We start from the raw sequence: 21,447 nt of genomic DNA on the forward strand, positions 1-21,447 counted from the left end.
CATTTTCGCCCTTATGGCGCTTTGAAGAAGTCATCCTCAGTCACCACTTCGCCCATCACAGATTCAGTGATGCGGAAGGTCACCGGTGTGCTCTTTTCCATCTTCACATCTGGAGGTGATGTCACGAGAATGCGCACCTCTCGGGTGGTGTCCGGCCCAACTTCAATAATCGGACGGTCAGCGAACACGGCCTCAACACCAATGGCCTCAACCTTGGTACGCGGCGGCATGCCTTCCACGTGCAGAACAAAGTTCCGCGCGTGTTGCCTCTTGTTGGACAAACGAATGGTGTAGCCGTTTCGCACAGTGCCATCGCTCTGTTCAACAAAGACCGGATTGCGGTCGTGCAGGACGCTGATGTCTGCGAAATCACGCGTCAACAATGCGGTCAGCATAATGGCACCGACGAGAACGATTACCCCTGCATAGATGATCGTTCGAGCCCGCACGATCTGATAGATCGGCTCCTTGCCTTCAACCCGGCGCTCAATGTTTTCATCCGTGTCATATGCGATCAGGCCAGTCGGCTTGCCGACCTTGGTCATGATGTTGTCACAGGCGTCGATACATAGGCCGCACTGAATGCAATCCAATTGTGCGCCCTTGCGGATGTCGACCCCGGTCGGGCAAACCTGAAAACACTGGTGACAATCAATACAGTCACCAGCTGGCAAACCTTTCAGCTCAAGCGCCTTGTTTTGCTTCAGCGACCCGCGCGGCTCCCCACGATCCCAACGGTAGGTCACATTAAGTGGTCCGCCCTGAACAACGTCTAAGCCATTGATGTTGCGCGTGGCCGAAGCAATACGCAAATATTCGATTTGACCGGTTTGGGGATGGGGTTTGTGATCCAGAGCAGCAAAATGATCAGTGCATTGAGGATCAGACGCAGGTTATGACCGGCTGCGGCCAGCAGGGCGTTGATGGCATCGCCATTTTTGCCATTGAGGAAGTTCCGGTCAAGTCGTCCATCTGTTTTCATGTGGCCGATGGTGGCCTCGATCGCTGATCGTCGTTTCAGCTCACGCTTCATCTGTGCCGTCAGCCCGCGCTTCTGGCCGGAGATCATGACCTTGGCGTCGCCCTCATAATCATGCCCCCGATAGCCACGGTCCACATAGACACGCTCAGCTTTGGTGCCGCAGACTTTCTCAGCCTGACTGATGGTGTCATTCAAGGTGTGCCCATCATAGGGATTGCCCTCAAAAGCCCTCGCCGCAAGAACCAATCCTTCCCGATTGGTCGTGGCAATGCCAACCTTGGCCCCGAACTCGTAAGGTGTTCGCGCCTTGCCCTTGGCAATACAGGCCACTTCCGGCGCATGCATGGAATAAATCTTGTTTTTGTCCTTGGGGGTCTGGGCCAGAAGCCGCTCCACCAGTCCCAGCAGACGGGAGAACCGGTGCTCAAGACCTTCGTTGCCTGCGATCTTGCGGGAGATGTCGCGATAGACCCGGCCCAGATAGGTCTTCAGCTTTTTGAGTTCCCGGCGCATCCGCTTGAACTGTTTGGCATGGGCATAACGGCCCGCCATCAAGGCCGCCTTTTTGGCAACTCTGGTATGGCTGCGACGCAAGATGATGCCGGCCCTCTTGGCCTGGCGCACCAGAAGCTGCAAGGCCTTGTGATAAAGACGGCTATCGGTGGGATGGGCAATGGCTTTGGGTTGAACGGTCGTATCAACCAAGACCCGCTCAAGGCTGCTCTTCTTGATCGTCCCGCTCTCAATCGCAACACCTACCGTAGCAGAAAGAAGCTTTTCCATTCCCTCAGGACCAATCCGTTTGCGCCAGCGGGTCATGGTTGAGGGATCAATGGGGAATTGGTGCTGGAAAAACTCAAAACCGCAGAAAGACTGCCAGTAGGGGTTTTCAACCCAACGCTCAACCGTCTCTTCATCGGAAAGATCGTACATGTGCTTGAGAAAGTGCAGCCCGGCCATCAGACGCGTTGGTTTGGCCGGTCGTCCCAAGGGGCGATAATGCCTGCCGAACTCCGCATCAAATTCATCCCAAGGCATCAGACCAGACAGCCGCACCAACGAATGGTTCATATCGATGATTGCGGCCAGGCGTTCCTTGAACAGATCGCCACACCGTTTGTTGCGTTTTGAAGGTCTCATGAGAATATGCCAGAAAATGCGTGCTTCGGATCAACTAACCGGCATATTCACACATCCAAAACCCAATGGGTATCCATACTCTTCAATCAGTTAAGGGGTTTTTCAGCGCGAACTAAGTGCCTTTTCGTCGGTCAGTGCGGCCTGAATCCGCGGCCAAGGGCACATATAGATGCACACTTGTTCACGCATGAACCCTGCAAGCAGGTAGGTTGTCGAGGTTAGAATAGCGATCCAGATATAGGCCGCCATGGGTGCCTGAAACGTCGCCAGCTCATAAACCAGTGTTGGCGCATCGTTGAAGTAGAGAACCCATGCACCACCTGTCCACCAGGCAATCATGATCCAGAAGAAGTGCTTAGTCACCCGCTTCGCAACCTTGCTTGCGGTCCATGGCGCATTGTCGAGTACGATCCGCTCGCGGCGATCACCTTCGACCTTGCGTTCCACCCAGAGGAACAAGTCTGTCCAAACGGTCTGTGGGCATAGATACCCACACCACAAGCGGCCCGCGATTGCGTTCATCAGGAACAGGGCAACGGCTGCGATAATCAACAGCCCGGTCAGGTAATAGACTTCCTGCGGCCAGATTTCGATAAAGAAGAAGTAGCCCCTGCGCCCTTCCATGTCGACGAGCACTGCCTGATCCGGGGCATTCGGGCCTCGGTCAAAACGGATGAAGGGCAGGAAATAGTAGATCCCGATTGTGATGAACAGCAGGGTCCATTTGATCCTGCGAAACAGCCCATGGGTTGCCATGGGGTAGATCTTTTTTGCTGATGCAAACCACTCTTCCGAGTGTTCAGCAGTCTCGGCTTCGGTTTTGGAAACCATGCCGCCGTCCTTTTCTCTGGCGGATCCTGCCCCAAAAGGATCCTGAACCACACCCGAACCGGTCTCCTTCCCCGCTTCAGGCAATACTTTCAATGCAAGTGATACGGTCGCTTTAGCCGATATGCATTGCGCCGGATCAAATCAGCGCCAGGAGATTGAATTTCCCGGCGCTGGTTCATCTTTACTGACCACCACCAAAGGAGTGGACATAGACCGTCAAGGATTTGATGGTCGCCGGATCAAGACGTGCTTCCCAGCCCGGCATGACACCGTTGCGCGGGTTCTTGATCTGCGCGGTGATCGCATCAAGGGTTTTGCCATAGAGATAGTTGGCAGAAACCAGGCTTGGTGCGCCAACATCCTGAATGCCCTTCAGGTCATCGCCATGACAAGCTGCACAGTTGTCTACATAGAGCGTCTCGCCTGCTGCCAGATCGACACCTTCCTTCGGCTCAAGACCTGCCTTTACAGCCACGAAGCTTGCGACTTGATCGATCTCTTCGCGTGATAGAAGTTCGTCACGGCCGAAGGCTGGCATGTCACCAAAACGGGTATCTTCATAATCGTTATGGCGAATACCGTATTGAAGTGTCGTATGGATGGCGTCGAGAATACCACCCCAAATCCAGGTGTCGTCCTGAAGGTTTGGATAGCCCTCAAAGCCGGTCGCCCCTGTGCCATGACATGGTGCGCAGTTGTCACCGAAGGCAGCCTGACCGTTTGCCAATGCAAACTCCAGCAGGCTTTGGTCAGCCTTGATTTCCTCAAGCGGCGTTGCGACGATCTTGTCGGCAAAGCCGGACCGAGCATCAATGCCCTCCTGATAAGCGGCCAAAGCATCTGCACGCTGGCTGTTGCCCAGAACACCTGAAGTGTAACTGCTGACCATGGGCCAGGATGGGTAGAGAACCCAATAGCCGATGGCCCAGGCGATGCAGAGGTAGAAACTGTACAACCACCATCTAGGAAGCGGATTGTTGAGTTCCTTCAGACCGTCCCATTCGTGACCGGTGGTTTCAACCCCGGAAACCTGGTCGATTTCTTTATTGTGACTGTCAGCCATGGATCAATCCTCCCGAAACGGGATCTGAGACGCATCGTCAAACTTTTCGCGGTTTTTCGGCCAAAGCGCATAGGCCAAAACGATGCTGAAAAGGATCACGAAGTAGATGAGGCCCCAGGTTTGCGCGAACCCTGCAACAGCCATGTATGTCTCGTTCATAACCACCTACCTCAAGTTTGCCTTGTTGTCGTAGATCGAGAAATCGACGAGCGTTCCGAGCATCTGGAGATAGGCCACTAGGGCATCCATCTCGGTGACTTCTCTCGGGTTGCCGTCGTAATCGCGCACTGCGATCCCCGGCCAACGCTCTTCGAATTCATAGGCTGCATCCGTGTCAGGCATGGCCTGGCCCATCAGGTCGGATGCTGCAGCGTCGATCTGCTCTTGTGTGTAAGGAACACCGACAATCGCGTTTGCTTTCAAGGTTGCCGAAATTTCACGCGTATCCAGACGGGTCTCCGCAAGGAACGGATATCCCGGCATGATGGATGTTGGCACGACAGACCTTGGATCGATCAAGTGCTCCACATGCCAGTCGTCAGAGTATTTTCCGCCAACACGCGCCAGATCCGGACCCGTCCGCTTAGATCCCCATTGATGCGGATGATCGTACATGGACTCAGCCGCCAGCGAGAAGTGACCGTAGCGTTCCAGTTCGTCACGCATCGGACGCACCATCTGCGAGTGGCAGGTGTAACACCCTTCGCGAACGTAGATCTCACGCCCTGCCATTTCCAGCGGAGTGTAAGGCCGCATACCCTCAGTTTTTTCGATGGTGCTCTTCAGATAGTAGAGCGGTGCAATTTCGACGAGGCCGCCGATCGAGACCATGATGAGGATGCCTACGAGAAGAACGATTGAGTTCTTCTCGAAGATTTCGTGTTTTGTCCAAACAGACATTATTATTCTCCCCTTATTCGGCAGCAGCCAGGGAGCCGGCAGGCATGGTGTCAGCTTCTTCAGCTTCTCCATGACGAACCGTCATCCAAAGGTTGTAAGCCATGATCAGGGAGCCGAGGACGAACAGAGCGCCACCCAATGCCCGGATCACATAGAACGGATACATCGCATCAACGGTTTCGATGAAAGAGTACTCCAGGAAGCCCAGCGCATCGTATGCACGCCACATCAGACCCTGCATGATACCGGAGACCCACATCGCGGTGATGTAGAGAACGATACCCAGAGTGGACAGCCAGAAGTGCCAGTTCACCAATTTCAGCGAGTAAAGCTGTTTTTTGTTCCACAGCCACGGGATCAAGCAATACAGCGCTCCGAAGGAGATGTAGCCAACCCAGCCAAGTGCACCGGAGTGAACGTGACCAATGGTCCAGTCCGTGTAGTGCGACAGGGAGTTGACTGCCCGTAAGCTCATCAGTGGCCCTTCGAAAGTGGACATGCCGTAGAAGGCAACCGAGACCACCATCATCCGCAAAACCGGATCAGTCCGCAGCTTGTCCCATGCCCCTGAAAGGGTCATCAGACCGTTGATCATGCCACCCCAGGACGGCATCCAGAGGATGATGGAGAAGGTTGCGCCCAGCGTGGATGCCCATTGCGGCAGAGCCGTGTAGTGCAAGTGGTGCGGACCAGCCCAGATGTAGATGAAAATCAATGCCCAGAAATGCACGATGGACAGGCGGTAGGAGTAAACCGGCCGGTCAGTGCGCTTCGGCACGAAGTAGTACATGATGGCGAGGAAGCCGGCGGTCAGGAAGAAGCCCACCGCGTTGTGGCCGTACCACCACTGAACCATGGCATCTTGAACACCAGACCAGACTATGACCGACTGGGTCGAGTAGATCGACACCGGAATGGTCAGATTGTTGGTGATGTGCAGCATGGCAACAGTGACGATGAACGCCAGATAGAACCAGTTCGCCACGTAGATGTGCGGCTCTTTCCGCTTCCACAGCGTACCAAGGAACAGCATCAGGTAAGCGACCCAAACAATCGTCAGCCAAAGGTCGGCATACCATTCCGGCTCGGCATATTCCTTGCCTTGTGTCGCGCCCAACAGATAGCCGGTGCCCGCAATCAGGATGAAGGCGTTGTAACCGAGAACCACGAACCAAGGCAGGATGCCACCCGGCATGCGCGCGCGGCAAGTCCGCTGCACCACATACATGGACGTTGCCAGAAGCACGTTGCCGCCAAACGCAAAAATCACCGCTGAGGTGTGCAGCGGGCGCATACGGCCGAAATTGGTCCAGGGAAGATCAAAGTTCAGTGCGGGCCAAGCCAGCTGGCTGGCAATGATCAGCCCGACGAGGAATCCGGCGATTCCCCAGAACATCGCAGCCACAGAAGCAAACTTGATAGGGCCGATGTTGTAATTCGGCTTTCCGTCAATCTCCTGCGGGATCTGCTGATTGTCCCCCTCGAAATAGTTTTTGAAGATGTAAAACACACCGCCAGCAGCGAACAACGCTCCCAGACCGGTGTGAAATGCCATCACTTGATCGAATGTTTTGCCTGCGATGATCAGGCATCCGAATGCGATTACGGCGAGGAAAAGAGCAAAGAAGCCCTCTTCCATCGTAAGCATTCTGGCATGTGAAGTTGCCATTTTTAGCGCCCCAGTTCTTACAATCGTTACAAGGTGCCAACGATATGGAAGACCAAAAGCATGCCACTGACTGACCCGCGTTGATTCAAATCAAGAATCGGGCAAACCAGCGGGTTTCAGGGGTTTAAATGCAGTTGAATTGTTTGGGTTTTTGAAAAATTGTCGCAGCTGTCACGCATTTGCCCAATGACAATTCAGGATAGTGGCTGACGAGATTCTCGCCCTAGCATCACAACCGAAATCCAGGGCAAAAGCAGCGCCATGGAGACGAATCGGAAAATCTGGTGAACCGCAACGTAAATGGGATCAAGGTCCAGCATGAAGGACAAGAGCGTCATCACCTCCAGCCCGCCCGGCGCATAGGCTAGTAGCGCCTGTCCGAATGGTATGTCCATCCAGTAAGACGTGATGGACGCTCCCAGCCCTGCAATCAAAACGCCTGCTGCAAAAGCTGCAACGGAAATGCCCGTCAGGCGGACCAGTTCCCGTGGTGTAATGGATTCAAATCGGCTGCCAATCAAAGACCCCAGAAGGATGTAACAGGGTATTTGAAGCTGTTCCGGAAGCCCCATGGGAACATAACCGCTTCCATTGCCAATCATGCTGATCAGAAACGAGCCAACCATCCATCCGGCCGGAACACCGGCTCTGTTGGCAAAAAAACCGCCAACTGCACAAAGAAACAGGCCAATAAGGCTCGTGAGCAAAGGAACGCGTTCCACTGCGTTTGCTGTTTCGGCTGGAAGGCCTGATGTCCCGACGATCAGCATCGGCAAGAATGCAACGAGGAATAACAGGCGGATTGTCTGCGTCGTTGCGATCCGGCCAAGGTCAGCACCCCGTTCCGCAGCCAGCGCCATCACAAAAGACAGCGCGCCGGGAATAGCGCCGTAAAGAGCTGTTTCGGCAGGCCAACGGCCTGCATATCGCAGCACCGCATAGCTTGCACATGCAATTCCAAACACGGTGATTGCCAGAATAGCCAAGGAGAGCGGCCATTCAGATGCTCGAAGCAGGAAGTCCGGCTGCACTCCCGAGCCCATGACCAATCCCAGCGCGACAAACACCGCGTTGCGAACAGGGGTTGACACTCCGGTTGAGAAACCACCCAAGGTCACGAGAGCCACGGCAACCATTGCTCCAGATAGCCATCCAGCGGGTAAACCCAGCCACGTAAACACCGCACCACCAAGCCCACCGACCAAGGCAGTGAGACCAAGTTTTAACAGAGACTTTTTGAATATAATGCCCATCTAGACTGCCTGCTCGTGTCGAAGCACCCGTCCCTTTTGGGGGCACTCCTGACGGTTGAGCTAGCTCCCTTTCATAAGAAAGGCATCATTGATTTAAACAATCAACATAAGATCAAGGTCAGCGCGTCAATCTGTGACGCCGGGCACATCTGGAACACGCGGGGCTGTAAATGGTGTTGGGCCAAGACACTCCAACTCAGCCGCTTTTGCAACTTCTGGCATGACCTCTACGGTCCGAAGCATTTCTTGCAATGCGGACAGATGGTCAATTTTGGCCGCTTCGCCATGTGTATAAAGAACGGCCCAGCGAGCGCAGGCTGCAAGAAGAAGGTCCAGAACGCTCACCTCGTAGCCCAGCAAAAAGGACCCTTGCTGCTTTTCAATCTCTGCATTCAGGAGCGCAAAGTGCTCATTCACCCGACCTCCAAGTGTTGAGACCAGTTCAGACTGCCCGGCCTTGTCCGTGACATATACATGCGGGCGGAAAGAGACACGAAGATCGGACTGAAGCGTGCTGGAGAGGAAAAACAGCCACTTCAAAAACCGGCCTCGTTCCGGACCGTTTGGTAAGGCACCCAAGCTTCCGTGCTTGTCGGACATATGAAGTAGTATGGCCGCCGTTTCAAACAGCGGAGCATCCTGATCCGGGTCGACCAGAACAGGCAAAAGCCCTTGCGGGTTGAGCTGCCGATAGGTCTCCGACTTGTGCGCCTGAATGCTCCGATCGACAGCGTGATAGCGATAAGGCTGATGCAGTACCTCCAGAGCCATCCTGACCACCAGATTTGCACTGTCCGGCGAGCCGTAAAGCTCATAAATCGCCTGCTTTTCCATCGCCCTCTCCTTTTCAGACCTCCTGTTTGAAAAACCGATTGAGAAAAATCAAGGCAATTGCGGGCAGATCAGTGAAATGTGCGCCAATGAGCAAGATCGACCTTTCCTACGCGATGCGGACGGTTCCGCGTTACACCAGCTATCCGACAGCCCCTCACTTTCATGACGGGTTGAGCGCTGACACCTATGTCAGCTGGCTTGAGGCCCTCGGACCGAGCGATACGTTGTCGCTGTATCTTCACGTGCCTTATTGCCGGGAAATCTGCCACTATTGCGGCTGCCACACAAAGGCGACACGCAAGGAAGCACCGCTGGTTGCTTATGCAAAAACGCTCCGCCAAGAGATCGAATTAGTCGCCGCTCACCTCACATCTGCAGGCTCTGTGCGGCATATCCATTGGGGTGGCGGTACGCCGAGCCTTCTGCCTCATACCGACCTTTTGCAAATCACTCAAGATCTTCAGGACAGGTTCCAATTCGCAGCTGATGTTGAGCACGCGATTGAACTTGATCCACGTAACGTCACCCCTGCCCTTGCAGAAACACTGCAGAAAATGGGTGTGAACCGCGCAAGCCTTGGTGTTCAGGATTTCGACCTTACCGTCCAAAAAGCCATTGGCCGGGTTCAGCCTTTTGATCTGGTTGCAAAAGCCGTTGCAGATTTGCACGCGGTGGGCCTGACCGATCTCAATTTCGACCTTATGTACGGCCTTCCAGAACAAACGCGAGAGACCATTCTCGATACAATCACAAAAACGCTTGAGCTACGCCCCGGACGGATTGCCTTGTTCGGCTATGCCCATGTGCCGTGGATGCGCAAGCATCAAACCTTGATGGACGAAACACGGCTACCCGATGCAGCTGAACGCCTGGCCATGGCGGATTTGGCCCGCACCGCCCTCCAAGACGCTGGATATACGGCAATCAGGCTGGATCATTTTGCGTTGCCGGAAGACAGCATGGCTCAACAACTTGAAGCTGGAGACCTGCGCCGTAACTTCCAAGGCTACACGACAGATCAGGGTGATCAGTTGATTGGTTTTGGTGTCTCTTCCATCGGCAAACTAAGCCAAGGTTATATCCAGAACCTACCTGACGTGGGCGGTTGGAGACGCAAGATCGAAGCGGGAACCTCGCCAATCGGAAAAGGCTTGGCCCTTTCAACCGACGACCTTTTGCGCGGCCGGATCATCGAGCAACTGATGACAGACTATCAATGCGACGTTGAAAAGACCTGCGGTGCATTCGGAGTCTGCACATCCTCCTTAAGCGATTGTTTTGATGCGCTATCTGGACTTGCTGATGATGGGCTTGTCCGATTGTCCCGCTCAGGTGATCACGGGTTTCGTGTTGAGATCACGGAACAAGGACAGCCCTATGTTCGCTTGGCTGCAGCGGCCTTCGACGCGTATCTGGGCGGGAGCATGACCTCCGGCAAAGCGCGCCACTCAACGGCTGTTTGAGCCGCCACCCAGCTGTGGAAATGCAGAATAAAAAATAGCCGACACGATGTGCCGGCTTTTTCAGTTGGGGAGGATACCAAAAAGAAAAGTTGGAAGACCGGTCAATGCATGCCGGTCATTTGGCAAAGGCTGCAGACGCGCTTCAAGTGGATTTGGTCTGACCGGTCAATGCGGATAACTCCGCGGCGCTTGAGATCAGATACCACACGGCTCACGGTCTCGATGGTCAATCCGAGATAGTCTGCAATTTCCTGACGCGTCATGTGAAGCTTCAGATCGTAGCCGTCATTGTCCTCATCATCCGGACCGATACAGCCAAGGCCGCCGCGATCTGGAACCAGATACATCAGGAAGCTGGCTACCCGCTCAACAGCCGATTTCCGTCCGAGAAGAACCGCATGCTCGTGAAGGATCCGCATCTGGTTTGAAAGGCATTTGGCCAGCTTGCACTGGACTTCGGCAGAACCCTCTACAAGGCGCAACTCAAGCTCGTGAACCGTTGCTTCCGTCAAGGTTTCTGCTGTGCAGTCATATTCGTCACTGCCCGCAAGGCCGAAGATTTCCCCCTGACGCAGAACTTCCACCACCTGACGTCGCCCGTCTGGAAGCAGCTTGAAGAGCATGACTGTTCCGGACGCAACTTCAAACAATCTGCGCGCCGGGTCGCCTTCGTAATAGATCACGTCATGCGATGCGTAGGTAGAGGTCTTGGCTCCGAAGTCCGCAAAGGTTTCATCAGACTTCGCCCCGGAAGGTCGTACCGGTCTTACACGCCGCGCGAGCCGGATCCCGTCTTGGGGTTCAAGATAAGCCATATTTCCCTCCTTGGTCCGGATGGACCGCGCCCGAATGGGCAACATGATGTCAAAAGGCCCGCACCAAGGTTGGGACACCCTCCGCAATATAAGCTCCGGATTGGTCATGAACCTGAATGCAGCAAATCGCCCCGTCCGACGATTTCGCCTCTTCAATGCAACCACGTTAACCGCATGACATAGATCAATAAATTCGGTCGAATGCGTAAGGCCTACTACTTAGCGGCGTATTGCCTCATGCGACGTCCGAACGCACAACCTCATTGTCTAAGGCAGACGCCTTAGGCGTTATGCAATTGTTTTCGCTGCGTTAGGCGCTGAAATGTTCGGCGAGCTTGGAGTAGGAAATTGGCTTACGAAGGACAGGCAGGTCCGAAAGCTCTTCCGCGATCAGGCGAAGTTGAGTCTTCGATTTTCCAGTGATAACGATCACTCTTGGTGGTGGGCTCGACTCGTTCAAATGAGTCACCACGGCTGTTCCAGCCATACCCGGCAGTCCCAAGTCCACAACGACTGTGTCTGTTGGTACAGGCCGCCCGTCTGACAGAAACTCTTCCGCAGATGCATAAGCTCTCACATCGTGCCCCAACTCATTCAAGAGTATGGTCAACGCGTCACAGACTGCGAAATCATCCTCTATTACGTGAACTGTCAAAAGGGGGCACTCCGGCTAAGCGCATTCGAGACGCGCTTAAATATAGCCGATAAACTTAAGTAAAGTAGTACGCAGTAACACTATGGGGAGACCGAATTTTGCTAGCGCTTTTCGCTCTCCACCACCAATTCTTTGCTGTCCGACCAGTAAATGACCTACTGCCCCAGCACAATACGGACAAGATCCGCTGCATTTCGGGCTCCGAGTTTTTCCATGATCCGAGCCCGGTGCACTTCCACAGTTCTCGGGCTAATACCCAACTTGCGTCCAGCTTCCTTGTTCGACGCGCCTTCGGTGATCTCTTGCAGAACTTCCGTTTCTCGGCGAGTCAGCAGGTCCGCGCCCTGAAAACCCTGTTTGGCTTGTGCATCTGCGCGCCCAGCTCTTGCAGCAATTCCTTCCTCAATACGCTTCACCACGGCTTCGGCGCTAAAAGGTTTCTCTATGAAATCATGCGCTCCGTTGCGAATGGCTTCCACAGCCATCGGAATGTCGCCCTGGCCGGAGATAATGAAAATCGGAGCCGGATAATCTTCCGCATTCAGTGCCCGCAAGATCTCAATCCCTGAACGCCCAGGCATATGAACATCAAGCAAAATACAGGCAGGGTTTTTGCTGCTTGCAGATTCGATAAACTTGTCACCGTCAGAAAACGCTTCCACGGTGAAACCTTCGGTCTCAAAAACAACAGACAGTGCATCACGCACAGCGGGGTCATCATCGACGAGGTAAAGCGTCTTTTCCTGTGTCATCTCACCCCTTGACCCTTCTTCAATTCCAAATTCTCAAGCTGAATAATCATGTTCTCAGTTTTCTTGCGGCCCCGTTATTGGGAGCCGCAGGACGAATGTTGTTCCGGCGCGCTTCGGGTCTTCCTCTAGGTAAAGATCGCCGCCATGATTTTGCGCGATTGACCGAGAAATCGCCAGCCCCAAACCGAGCCCTTTCCGCTTTCCACCGCTGAAAGCTCGGAACAGTTCCGCCCGCATCTCGTCTGGGACACCGGGGCCGGTGTCAGAGACGCGAATATCCATCGTATCGGCGGTAATATTCTGAGAAAGCTCGACGGTCACACGCTTCTCCGCAGATTTTTCCACCGCTTCGCGTGCATTTCTTACAAGGTTCACCAACACCTGACGGATTTGCACCGGATCGGCATACACTGGCGCAAGATCGGTCGATGCGTTCAGTTCAAAGGAAACTCTGTCATCGCCCACACCTAGCTTGATGAGATCAAAGCACTCTTGAGCGAGCTCGGCGACATTGATCTCTTCCCGCTCCGGTTCTTTTTTCTCCACGAAGTAACGCATTCGCTGGATAATATCTCCAGCACGCTCAACCTCGCCCACCGCCTTTTCAATGATTGAAAGGAGTAGTGGGTCCGGATCGTTCACCTGCAGCTTTTTGGATACGGTTTGCAGATACAGCATCAAGGCAGTGAGCGGCTGGTTCAATTCATGTGCAATGGCTGCACCCATCTCGTCCAGCGCACTGATGCGGGTCATATTGACTAGTTGCGCCTGCGCTTCTGCAAGCTTAGCTTCAACGGCTTTTCTCTGTCGCAAATCGCGAAGAATGCCGATGAACTGGCGCCCCTCTGCAGTTGCAGCCTCACCAACCGACAATTCGATTGGAAACTCAGTCCCGTCCTTGTGCCGTCCCTCAACTTCACGGCCAATGCCGATGATCTTGCGTTCGCCGGTATGAATGTAATGGTCGACGTAACCATCATGATGCTCAGCGTAGCGACGCGGCATGATGGTACTCACATTCCGACCCAGCAACTCTGACGCCTTGTAACCAAACAGGGTTTCGCAAGCTTCATTAAAGGCCAGCACCTGCCCCTTTTCATTGATCACAACGATACCGTCCACAGCCGTTCCAAACACGCTCGTTAGGCGCGCTTCAGAAACCGTTGACGCTATTTCCTGAGCATCGGTGTGATCTTGAGGGTGCATGTCCTCTCCCGTGTGTTCCGTTCAAACCTTTAAGGGTATCTACTTAGAACGGCAAGCCTGCCACGATGCTATCCACGTTGAAGGAATTGGTTGATGCGACCTACCGCCTCTTCCAAATGATCGTGTCGGCGGGCAAAGCAAAGTCTGAGGAAACCCTCCCCTCCGGTCCCAAAGGCTGTTCCCGGCGCAAGGCCGACACCGGTTTCTTTTAAAAGATCTAGCGCAAACTGGCGTGTATCTGTCACCCCCTCAACGGCGAAGAAGAAATAGAAAGCACCATCAGGTGCAGCATATTGAACACGGTTGTTTCCGGCAAAACCGTCCAGCAACAGAGCCCGTCCCTTGCGCGCCAATTCAACCTGCTCGGACAAGAAGTCTTCGCCCTCGGTCAGGGCCGCAATGGCTCCGCGCTGCGTGAAGGCCGGGACTCCGGAGGTAGAGTATTGAACCAGATTTTCAAACACTTGCCCAAGGCGAGCAGGACCCGCAATCCAGCCCAAACGCCAGCCAGTCATGACCCAGTTTTTTGACATGGTGTTGACGAACAGGACCGGATCATCTGGATCACAAAACTGCAGAAACGATGGTGCTACACCATCGCCACCGAAATGAAACAGGCCATAGATTTCGTCGGCAATGATCCAAAGCTTCCGACGCCGAGCCATTTCAAGAACAGCCTTAAGGTCGTCTAGGCTTGCGACCCAACCGGTCGGATTGCACGGTGAATTCAAAAAGATGGCCCGGGTTTTGTCCGTGATCGCGTCTTCCAGCTTGGCCATATCCAGCTGCCAGCCGCTTTCCGCAATATCCATCGGGACGGCAACTGTTTTCACACCACGCAATTCTGCGGCGGCAGCCATATTTGGCCAGGCTGGAGTTGGAATAACGATCTCGTCGCCACTGCTGGCAACCGCCTGAATGGCCAGCTGAATGGCTTGCATGCCTGATCCGGTTACACAAACCTGCGCCGCCTCAAACGGCACTCCATATGTACGCCGATAATGGGCTGCAATCGCCTCGCGCAGCTCCGGCAGTCCGCGCTGATAGGTATAAAAGGTCTCGCCAGTATCCAGAGAGGTTTTTGTTGCCTCACAAATGAAAGCGGGCGTGGGCTGATCGCTTTCTCCTGCCCAAAGAGGGATAAGGTCCGGATGATCTCGCCCGGCATTCACAACTTCAATAATGCCACTTTCCGGGGCTCTACCAGCTTCAACACTTAAACTGGACATCAGGTCGATACTCAACAGCTCGCTCCGCGTCTCTGAATGAAATCTCGTCAGTCTTAACAGGCACTTGGTAATCATCCTGATGGCACGAATGGACAAGCGTTGCCAACTGTGATCGGATTGTCAGCGGTGTTTTTTTGCGTCGGGAAATGATCCAGGACTGCAGCGGGGGCTCAAGCACGACCTGATGATGTACGAGTGGCTTTTTGTTTTTGCGGCGATTGCCTACATTTTTCTGTTGTTTGTGATCGCCAGCTATGGCGACCGTATGTCAGGCGGCTTGCTGCGCGATGGGCGCAGTCGACCCATCATTTATGCTTTGTCGCTTTCCGTTTACTGCACCTCGTGGACCTTTTTCGGCTCGGTCGGCAATGCGAGCCGGACCGGTTTTGAGTTTTTGACGATTTACATCGGACCCTTTTTGGTTTTCGCGCTGGGGTATCCAATCCTGCGCCGAATTATCAGACTGGCCAAAGCAGAGCGGATCACCTCCATTGCCGACTTTATCGGCGCACGGTACGGAAAAAGCCAATCCGTTGCGGCCGTTGCCACTCTGATCGCTGTGATAGGCATCATCCCCTACATTGCCCTGCAGTTGAAAGCTGTTTCCCAGTCCATCACCGCATTGGTTGGAACGCCGGATTTGCCTGCCGTTTTGGCCTTATTCGGCTTCAACGACATTGCCTTCATCATTGCTCTCAGCATGGCTGCTTTTGCGTGGGCCTTTGGCACCCGTCATGTGGATACGACCGAGCATCAGGACGGGTTGATGCTGGCTATTGCCGCTGAAGCCGTGATCAAGCTCGCGGCTTTTCTCGCGGTGGGCATTTGGGTCTGTTTCGGCCTCTTCGACAGCCCGGTTGACCTGATCAATGCAATTGGCAATGCGCCTGAGGTCGCTGAGGTCTTTGAACAACCAATCAATACCGGCAACTGGCTGGTGATGATCCTGCTGTCGACTTTCGCCGTTCTGCTTCTTCCACGCCAGTTCCATGTTGCTGTTACGGAGAACAACTCAGAATCCGAGCTGAAATGTGCCGTCTGGATGTTCCCGCTCTATCTGGTGCTGATCAATCTGTTTGTTGTGCCCATTGCAGCAGCGGGTTTGCTGCGCTTTGGTCAGGATGTAAATCCGGACACATTCGTTCTGGCGCTGCCGGTTGATGCCGGACACCACTGGCTGGCGCTTTTTGCGTTTATCGGGGGACTATCAGCGGCCACCGCGATGGTCATTGTCGCAACCGTGGCGCTTTCCGTCATGATTTCCAATGATATTGTGGTGCCCCTCATCCTGCGTCGTCGGCAGGATGGCGAGATCGTTGCCGCCAGTGGCAGCGACATGAGCAGCCACCTTCTCACCATTCGGCGTTTGGCCATATTCGGCATTTTGTTGCTGGCCTATGCCTATTATCGCGCAGCGGGAGACACGGCGGCTCTCGTCTCCATCGGGCTGCTGTCCTTTGCAGCGATTGCGCAATTTGCACCGCCCTTTATCGGCGCCTTGATTTGGCGCAGGGCAACAGCGCGCGGCGCAATCTGGGGCATGGCAGCAGGTTTTGCTTGCTGGGCCTACACGCTGCTTTTGCCCACATTCGCCGAGTCTCGCATCATATCGGCAACCATTCTTGAGATCGGTCCGTTTGGTATTGCCGCCCTTAAACCGCAGGCCTTGTTTGGCATTGAGGGTGACCCGTTCATCCATGGCACTCTATGGAGCCTTTTGGTCAACGTTACATTCTTTACCCTCGGCTCGTTTACCCGCGCCCCACATGCGGCTGAGACCCTACAGGCCAATATCTTTGTGCCAGCAGCCTTCAAGCCGACGCCGAGCTTCCGCTTGTGGCGAACCTCTGCAACGGTGAGTGATTTGCAAGCCACCGTTGCCAGATATCTCGGAGAGGCCAGAACCGAGCGCTCCTTCCAGCGCTATGCTCGGGAAAGGGGTGTTGAGCTTTCGGGAACAGAGCCGGCAGACGTCGGATTGCTCCGCTTTTCGGAGCAACCTCTGGCAAGCGCGATCGGAGCAGCCTCGTCCCGCCTCGTTCTTTCCCTGATGCTCAAGCGGCATACCCTATCGACCAAGGGTGCAGTTCGGCTTCTGGACGACGCATCTGCCGCCCTGCAATACAACCGCGATCTACTCCAGACCGCGCTTGACCAGGTGCGTCAGGGCATTGGAGTGTTCGACAAAGACCTCCGCCTGATTTGTTGGAACCGGCAGTTTCGGGAATTGTTGGGCCTACCTGCAGAGTTTGGTCAAGTTGGGATCGCTCTTGACAGTATCATCCGCTTTTCCGCCGAAAATGCCGAATATGGCGAGGGAACGATTGATGAGACGGTCGAGCATCGCATTGACCAGATGGCCAACCGGCACGAGACCTTTCAAGAACGACTGCGCGCAACCGGTACGGTTTTGGAAGTTCGCGTCAGCCCCATGCCGGATGGCGGCATCGTGACCACCTATACCGACATTACCGAACGGGTGATGGCCGAAGAAGCCTTGGCCCGAGCCAATGAGAATCTGGAACGGCGCGTGCGCGAGCGCACGGAAGAGCTGACAGAGGTCAACAAGCAACTTCGCGAAGCAACCCGTGCAGCTGAAGACGCCAATATCGGCAAGACACGCTTCGTTGCAGCTGCCGGTCACGATATTCTGCAGCCACTGAACGCTGCCCGGCTCTATTCCTCGATCCTTGTCAGCAAATTCAGCGAAGGCGAGAACGGTGAACTGGTTCGCAACGTCGAGGCTGCGCTTGAATCCGTTGAAGACATTATTGGCGCGGTTCTCGACATATCCCGGCTGGATACCGGCGCATTGAAGCCTGAATACAGCGCCTTTGCATTGGATGAACTCCTAACGCCTTTGATCCGCGAATTTGAGCCGATTGCCCGTGAGAAGGGCCTCACCCTCGCGATGGTTCCAACCAGCCTGACGGTTCGTTCTGACAGGCGTTTGCTTCGGCGGCTGATCCAGAACCTTGTTTCAAATGCCATCAAATATACGGCAACCGGCAAGGTGCTCGTCGGTGTGCGCAGGAATGGCGATGCCCTGCTTCTGGAAACACATGATACAGGCATGGGCATTCCTCCACGCCAGCAAAAGCTCATTTTCCTGGAATTTCAGAGACTTGAAGAAGGCATGCGTGCGGCCAAAGGGTTGGGGCTGGGGCTTTCGATTGTTGAGCGGATCAGCAACGTGCTCGATCACCCGGTATCCCTTCGCTCAAAGGTTCAGAAGGGCTCCTGTTTTTCGGTTAGAATTCCCACCGCTAAGCCGGTTACGCCGGAAAAACCTGCTCCTGTTGCACCGGCACCGGTCGGACAACTTCAAGGGCTCTGCGTGGTCTCAATTGACAATGAGCCGGACATCCTCAACGCCATGCGCCACCTGCTACAAGGATGGCAATGCGATGTAATTACGGCTCCGGATGACACTGTGGCCCGCGAACTTCTCGACGATGCAGGACTAATTCCGGATATTTTTCTTGCCGATTATCACTTGGACGACGGCACCGGCATTGAGGCAATAGGCCGGTTGCGGGAAACCTACGGTCAGGACATCCCGGCGCTGCTCATTACAGCGGACAGAAGCCGGCCCGTTCGAGCAGAGGCTGAATCCAAGTCCATCAATATTTTGAACAAGCCACTAAAACCGGCAGCACTGCGTGCCCATCTTGCCAGATGTAAAACAGCACAAAACGCTGCCGAATAACCGCAGCTAGAAGTTCAGCGTCAGCCCTGTGAGGCTGCCGCTTCTTCTTCATCCGCTCCAAGTTGCCATTGGCCAACTTCGATCCGGGAGGCCGCAATCACAGCCTGCGTGCGGCTCTCTACACCCAGTTTCTGCAAGATCGCAGAGACATGGGCTTTAACCGTGGCCTCGGAGACTGAAAGTTCATAAGCGATCTGCTTGTTCAAGAGGCCTTCCGACAACATCATCAGAACCCGCACCTGTTGCGGTGTAAGGGTTGAGAGGCGTTTGACCAGATCACCAACACCGTCGTCTTCTGCCAGTTCAATTTCTGGCGGCGTCCAGAGATCGCCTGCCATGACTGCGGAAATTGCGTCACGGATCACATCAATTCCGTGGGATTTTGGGATAAAACCGGACGCTCCAAATTCCATGCAGCGACGGATGACCTGTGGATCTTCATTCGCGGACACGATAACCACTGGGACGCTTGCATGCTGCGCACGCAGATACATCAATCCGGAAAACCCGCGCATGCCCGGCATGGTCAGATCGAGCAAAACCAGATCAGCCTCGCCGTTTTCGTCCAATCCCTTGGTGACATCTTCCAGCGCACCGGCTTCCTGAATTTCAGCACCTTGAAACAGCGCTTCCAGTGTCTGTTTCAAGGCTCCTCGAAACAGTGGGTGATCATCCGCGATAACAAACCGATAATTGCTTTCAGCCACGCCCCTTAACCTCCCTCACCCGATCAGTGTTCTTGTTGTATCGGTAATTGACCTTACATCAATATTCATCCGACAACAGAATTTGGGTGCTTTGATTTTCCTGAAATTATGTTCGCAGACTCGAAAAATCGCAAGCACAGGGGAAAATAATTCCTGTTTGCGTTTCCTATTGAGTCAATGTATGCATTAAGTATCAAACTACTACCCACCCTCCCAACACTTGCAGAACACCTTCGCTGCATGCGAAAGGTGTTATTTTGCTTTTGCTCTCAAAATGAACATAATTCAGAAACAAATAGAAAATTAAAGCCATTTTTTTCAACAACCTTCCCTTCTTATTTGGGATATTTCTATTGATTAATTTGGACCAACAATTATCAGTCTACATAACGTTTCTGATTTACCGCTAGGGTATAGTATAAATAATAACGGAAACAAAGGTCTACTCCAAGTAATGTCGAGATCATTGATAACTCTTTATTCTTTTGTGAACAGATGGGAATGCGACGAGAACGACCATCTCAACGTGCAGTTCTATTTTTCCCGCTTTGAAGAAGCCGACCGCCAGTTTCGACTCTCCACTGGCCTTAGCGAAACTCTGGTTGGGGCGCGCCGTGTTCGGCATGTGCGCTATCACAAGGAAATGCGGTGCGGCGACCTGATCACCGTGTCTTCATACATTGCCTTTGACGGACCTCATATGCTGACGGTTATCCATCAGATGCATAACGCAACAACGGATGAGCTGACAGCGACCGCAATTGATGGCTATGAGCCTAACAGCAGCTCAGTCAAAGCGCTTCGGACGCGCTTTAAAGATTACAACAGGCCTATCCCAGACGAAGCGACACCCCGTGGGCTCGCGCCAACTCCAACACAATTCCGCTCCTCCATGGATGGGTTGCTGCAAGCCGGAGCAAGCATCTGCTTCAAGGGGACTGTTCTACCTCGCCACATTGGCACGGACCAAAGGGCAGACGACGGCTTTGCCCTATCCTGTTTCACCGATGGTGTTGCCCACATATGGGAACAAACTCCCATGACCCACGCCTATTTGACCGAGAATGGCTATGGGCGCGTTGCTGCGGAAATGAAACTAACCTGGCTCAGCCCGCTGAAGGTCGGTGATGCCGTCGGAGTAGTAAGCGGTGTAACCAGCATGGGAGACAAGGTCTTTACTTTGCGCCACCATCTTTTTGAAACTCGCACACAGCGCATCACTGCGATCTGCGATGTGGTTGCAATGATGATGGATCTGAAAACACGCAAAGCTGTGGAGCTGCCCTCGTTTTCAGATGAAGACACAGCGCGTGTTGCGGCCGACTGAGAGCGCATTATCTGCGTAGAAAGAACTCGTCGACGCAGGGTGCATGCCGCCCTGAACGTCTGCTATGGGCAAACACTGGCCTATTTCTGGTCGGTGTCTTCAAACTCGGACCGTAGATCCTGCATCAAGCCGAAGAAACGGCGCATTGCGCTTTCGGTGAAGTCCAGAATTTCTTCCAGCTCTTCTTCCTCCTCGGCAAATCTGGAAGATTGCTCCGCAGATTGTGTCTTCTCGTCGTCTGCGCCTTCATCAGCGTTAGTCATCGGGTCGTCGGGTTCTGCCGGGGCTTGCTCAGTCTCACCAGATGGCGCGTCTGGCGTTGCCGGCGCAGAGACAACCGGCGGCTCTACCGCGGCGGACTCCAGATCGTCAATCCGTTCTTCCAGACGCTCAATTTCGGAGTTCAGGCTCTCAATTTCGGCAAGATAGGCTTCCTCAGCCATCGGGGCGGACAAACATCTCCAGGAGCCGTTTGGCTTTTTGCAAAAGCTGACTGTTCCCGCTTCCCTGTCTACACGCAGCACTTCATCGCCAACTTGCAATAAGAAGAATTGACCACCCGGATTGTCGGGAAGAGCGTTTTCTTTTTGCAGCACTGTTTCGCTGTCGCTGGTCTTTGTGGACTGTTCAGCCGCCTCCGGCGCCACTGTGTCTGATGTTTTTTCCGCACTGTTTGCCGCTTCAGTGACCTTCACAAGAGGTGCGACTGGCGGAACAGGCACAGATGGCCGAGGAACCGGGCGCTCACTACGCGCCTCGACCGGATAGACAACACTTCCCCAGGAGACCGTGTTTTGAGAAAAACCGGCAGCGTGGCCTGCCGTGGCCGCGGTTAGACAAACGCCTGTGATCAAACCAATTGCACAATAGTCCGAACGAAAATTCATAACGGCCAATCTCCTAAGGGTGTTT

The 21,447-nt window shown here is 54.0% G+C and carries 18 protein-coding genes and 1 pseudogene; 3 read left to right on the forward strand and 16 right to left on the reverse strand.

The genetic code is table 11. The features are described 5' to 3' along the window. Positions 1 to 11: 11 nt before the first annotated feature. From TRICHSKD4_RS00145 to TRICHSKD4_RS00185, 9 genes and pseudogenes are all read right to left on the reverse strand, one after another. Positions 12 to 812: a 4Fe-4S dicluster domain-containing protein gene (locus TRICHSKD4_RS00145; protein WP_247642754.1), complete on the reverse strand. Its 801-nt coding sequence runs from the start codon at positions 810 to 812 to the stop codon at positions 12 to 14. Next, the gene (locus TRICHSKD4_RS00150) at positions 773 to 2,122 is read right to left on the reverse strand and encodes an IS5 family transposase (RefSeq protein ID WP_009465529.1); all 1,350 of its coding nucleotides are present in this window, start codon (positions 2,120 to 2,122) and stop codon (positions 773 to 775) included. The genes TRICHSKD4_RS00145 and TRICHSKD4_RS00150 overlap by 40 nt, the downstream gene beginning before the upstream one ends. A 111-nt stretch (positions 2,123 to 2,233) precedes the next feature. Next, positions 2,234 to 2,878: pseudogene (locus TRICHSKD4_RS00155) on the reverse strand (4Fe-4S binding protein); the annotation flags it as partial. Between the two features lie 256 nt (positions 2,879 to 3,134). After that, on the reverse strand, positions 3,135 to 4,016 hold the full coding sequence (gene ccoP, locus TRICHSKD4_RS00160; RefSeq protein ID WP_009465531.1) for a cytochrome-c oxidase, cbb3-type subunit III: 882 nt from the start codon (positions 4,014 to 4,016) through the stop codon (positions 3,135 to 3,137). A gap of 3 nt (positions 4,017 to 4,019) precedes the next feature. Further along, positions 4,020 to 4,175, reverse strand: a complete 156-nt coding sequence (locus TRICHSKD4_RS00165) for a cbb3-type cytochrome c oxidase subunit 3 (protein WP_040615871.1) — start codon at positions 4,173 to 4,175, stop codon at positions 4,020 to 4,022. A 6-nt stretch (positions 4,176 to 4,181) separates the two neighbouring features. Beyond that, the gene (ccoO, locus tag TRICHSKD4_RS00170; protein WP_009465533.1) at positions 4,182 to 4,916 is read right to left on the reverse strand and encodes a cytochrome-c oxidase, cbb3-type subunit II; all 735 of its coding nucleotides are present in this window, start codon (positions 4,914 to 4,916) and stop codon (positions 4,182 to 4,184) included. A gap of 13 nt (positions 4,917 to 4,929) precedes the next feature. Next, positions 4,930 to 6,585 carry a cytochrome-c oxidase, cbb3-type subunit I gene (gene ccoN, locus TRICHSKD4_RS00175; protein ID WP_040615801.1) on the reverse strand — a complete coding sequence of 552 codons (1,656 nt, stop codon included), beginning with the start codon at positions 6,583 to 6,585 and terminating at the stop codon, positions 4,930 to 4,932. 194 nt (positions 6,586 to 6,779) lie between these two features. Then, positions 6,780 to 7,838, reverse strand: a complete 1,059-nt coding sequence (locus tag TRICHSKD4_RS00180; protein ID WP_009465535.1) for an AbrB family transcriptional regulator — start codon at positions 7,836 to 7,838, stop codon at positions 6,780 to 6,782. 126 nt (positions 7,839 to 7,964) lie between these two features. Further along, on the reverse strand, positions 7,965 to 8,672 hold the full coding sequence (locus tag TRICHSKD4_RS00185) for a glutathione S-transferase family protein (RefSeq protein ID WP_009465536.1): 708 nt from the start codon (positions 8,670 to 8,672) through the stop codon (positions 7,965 to 7,967). A gap of 86 nt (positions 8,673 to 8,758) precedes the next feature. Between TRICHSKD4_RS00185 and hemN the strand changes: the two genes are divergently transcribed. Beyond that, positions 8,759 to 10,135: an oxygen-independent coproporphyrinogen III oxidase gene (gene hemN / locus TRICHSKD4_RS00190; protein ID WP_040615802.1), complete on the forward strand. Its 1,377-nt coding sequence runs from the start codon at positions 8,759 to 8,761 to the stop codon at positions 10,133 to 10,135. Positions 10,136 to 10,236: 101 nt separating this feature from the next. Here hemN and TRICHSKD4_RS00195 read toward each other — a convergent pair whose 3' ends face one another. The 5 genes from TRICHSKD4_RS00195 to TRICHSKD4_RS00215 all read right to left on the reverse strand — a co-directional run bounded on the left by TRICHSKD4_RS00195 (position 10,237) and on the right by TRICHSKD4_RS00215 (position 14,792). After that, entirely contained in the window at positions 10,237 to 10,950 is a 714-nt protein-coding gene (locus TRICHSKD4_RS00195; protein WP_009465538.1) for a Crp/Fnr family transcriptional regulator, read from the reverse strand. Positions 10,951 to 11,260: 310 nt separating this feature from the next. Next, positions 11,261 to 11,605 carry a response regulator gene (locus TRICHSKD4_RS00200; protein ID WP_040615803.1) on the reverse strand — a complete coding sequence of 115 codons (345 nt, stop codon included), beginning with the start codon at positions 11,603 to 11,605 and terminating at the stop codon, positions 11,261 to 11,263. Between the two features lie 155 nt (positions 11,606 to 11,760). Next, the gene (locus tag TRICHSKD4_RS00205; protein ID WP_009465541.1) at positions 11,761 to 12,357 is read right to left on the reverse strand and encodes a response regulator transcription factor; all 597 of its coding nucleotides are present in this window, start codon (positions 12,355 to 12,357) and stop codon (positions 11,761 to 11,763) included. 54 nt (positions 12,358 to 12,411) lie between these two features. Next, complete coding sequence (locus tag TRICHSKD4_RS00210) at positions 12,412 to 13,563, reverse strand: nitrogen regulation protein NR(II) (protein ID WP_009465542.1); 1,152 nt, start codon at positions 13,561 to 13,563, stop codon at positions 12,412 to 12,414. Between the two features lie 68 nt (positions 13,564 to 13,631). Continuing rightward, entirely contained in the window at positions 13,632 to 14,792 is a 1,161-nt protein-coding gene (locus TRICHSKD4_RS00215; protein WP_009465543.1) for a pyridoxal phosphate-dependent aminotransferase, read from the reverse strand. A gap of 184 nt (positions 14,793 to 14,976) precedes the next feature. On the opposite strand from TRICHSKD4_RS00215, the gene TRICHSKD4_RS00220 reads away from it, so the two are divergent. After that, complete coding sequence (locus TRICHSKD4_RS00220; protein ID WP_009465544.1) at positions 14,977 to 18,501, forward strand: PAS domain-containing hybrid sensor histidine kinase/response regulator; 3,525 nt, start codon at positions 14,977 to 14,979, stop codon at positions 18,499 to 18,501. A 20-nt stretch (positions 18,502 to 18,521) separates the two neighbouring features. Here TRICHSKD4_RS00220 and TRICHSKD4_RS00225 read toward each other — a convergent pair whose 3' ends face one another. Next, on the reverse strand, positions 18,522 to 19,208 hold the full coding sequence (locus TRICHSKD4_RS00225; protein WP_009465545.1) for a response regulator transcription factor: 687 nt from the start codon (positions 19,206 to 19,208) through the stop codon (positions 18,522 to 18,524). A 454-nt stretch (positions 19,209 to 19,662) separates the two neighbouring features. Here TRICHSKD4_RS00225 and TRICHSKD4_RS00230 point away from each other — a divergent pair, with 454 nt between their 5' ends. Next, positions 19,663 to 20,535: a thioesterase family protein gene (locus TRICHSKD4_RS00230; RefSeq protein ID WP_040615805.1), complete on the forward strand. Its 873-nt coding sequence runs from the start codon at positions 19,663 to 19,665 to the stop codon at positions 20,533 to 20,535. Between the two features lie 80 nt (positions 20,536 to 20,615). Here the strand turns inward: TRICHSKD4_RS00230 and TRICHSKD4_RS27795 are convergent, their stop codons facing one another. Beyond that, positions 20,616 to 21,422 carry a hypothetical protein gene (locus TRICHSKD4_RS27795; protein ID WP_009465548.1) on the reverse strand — a complete coding sequence of 269 codons (807 nt, stop codon included), beginning with the start codon at positions 21,420 to 21,422 and terminating at the stop codon, positions 20,616 to 20,618. Between the last annotated feature and the right edge of the window lie 25 nt (positions 21,423 to 21,447).

The organism is Roseibium sp. TrichSKD4, assembly GCF_000148725.1.
Lineage (GTDB): Bacteria > Pseudomonadota > Alphaproteobacteria > Rhizobiales > Stappiaceae > Roseibium.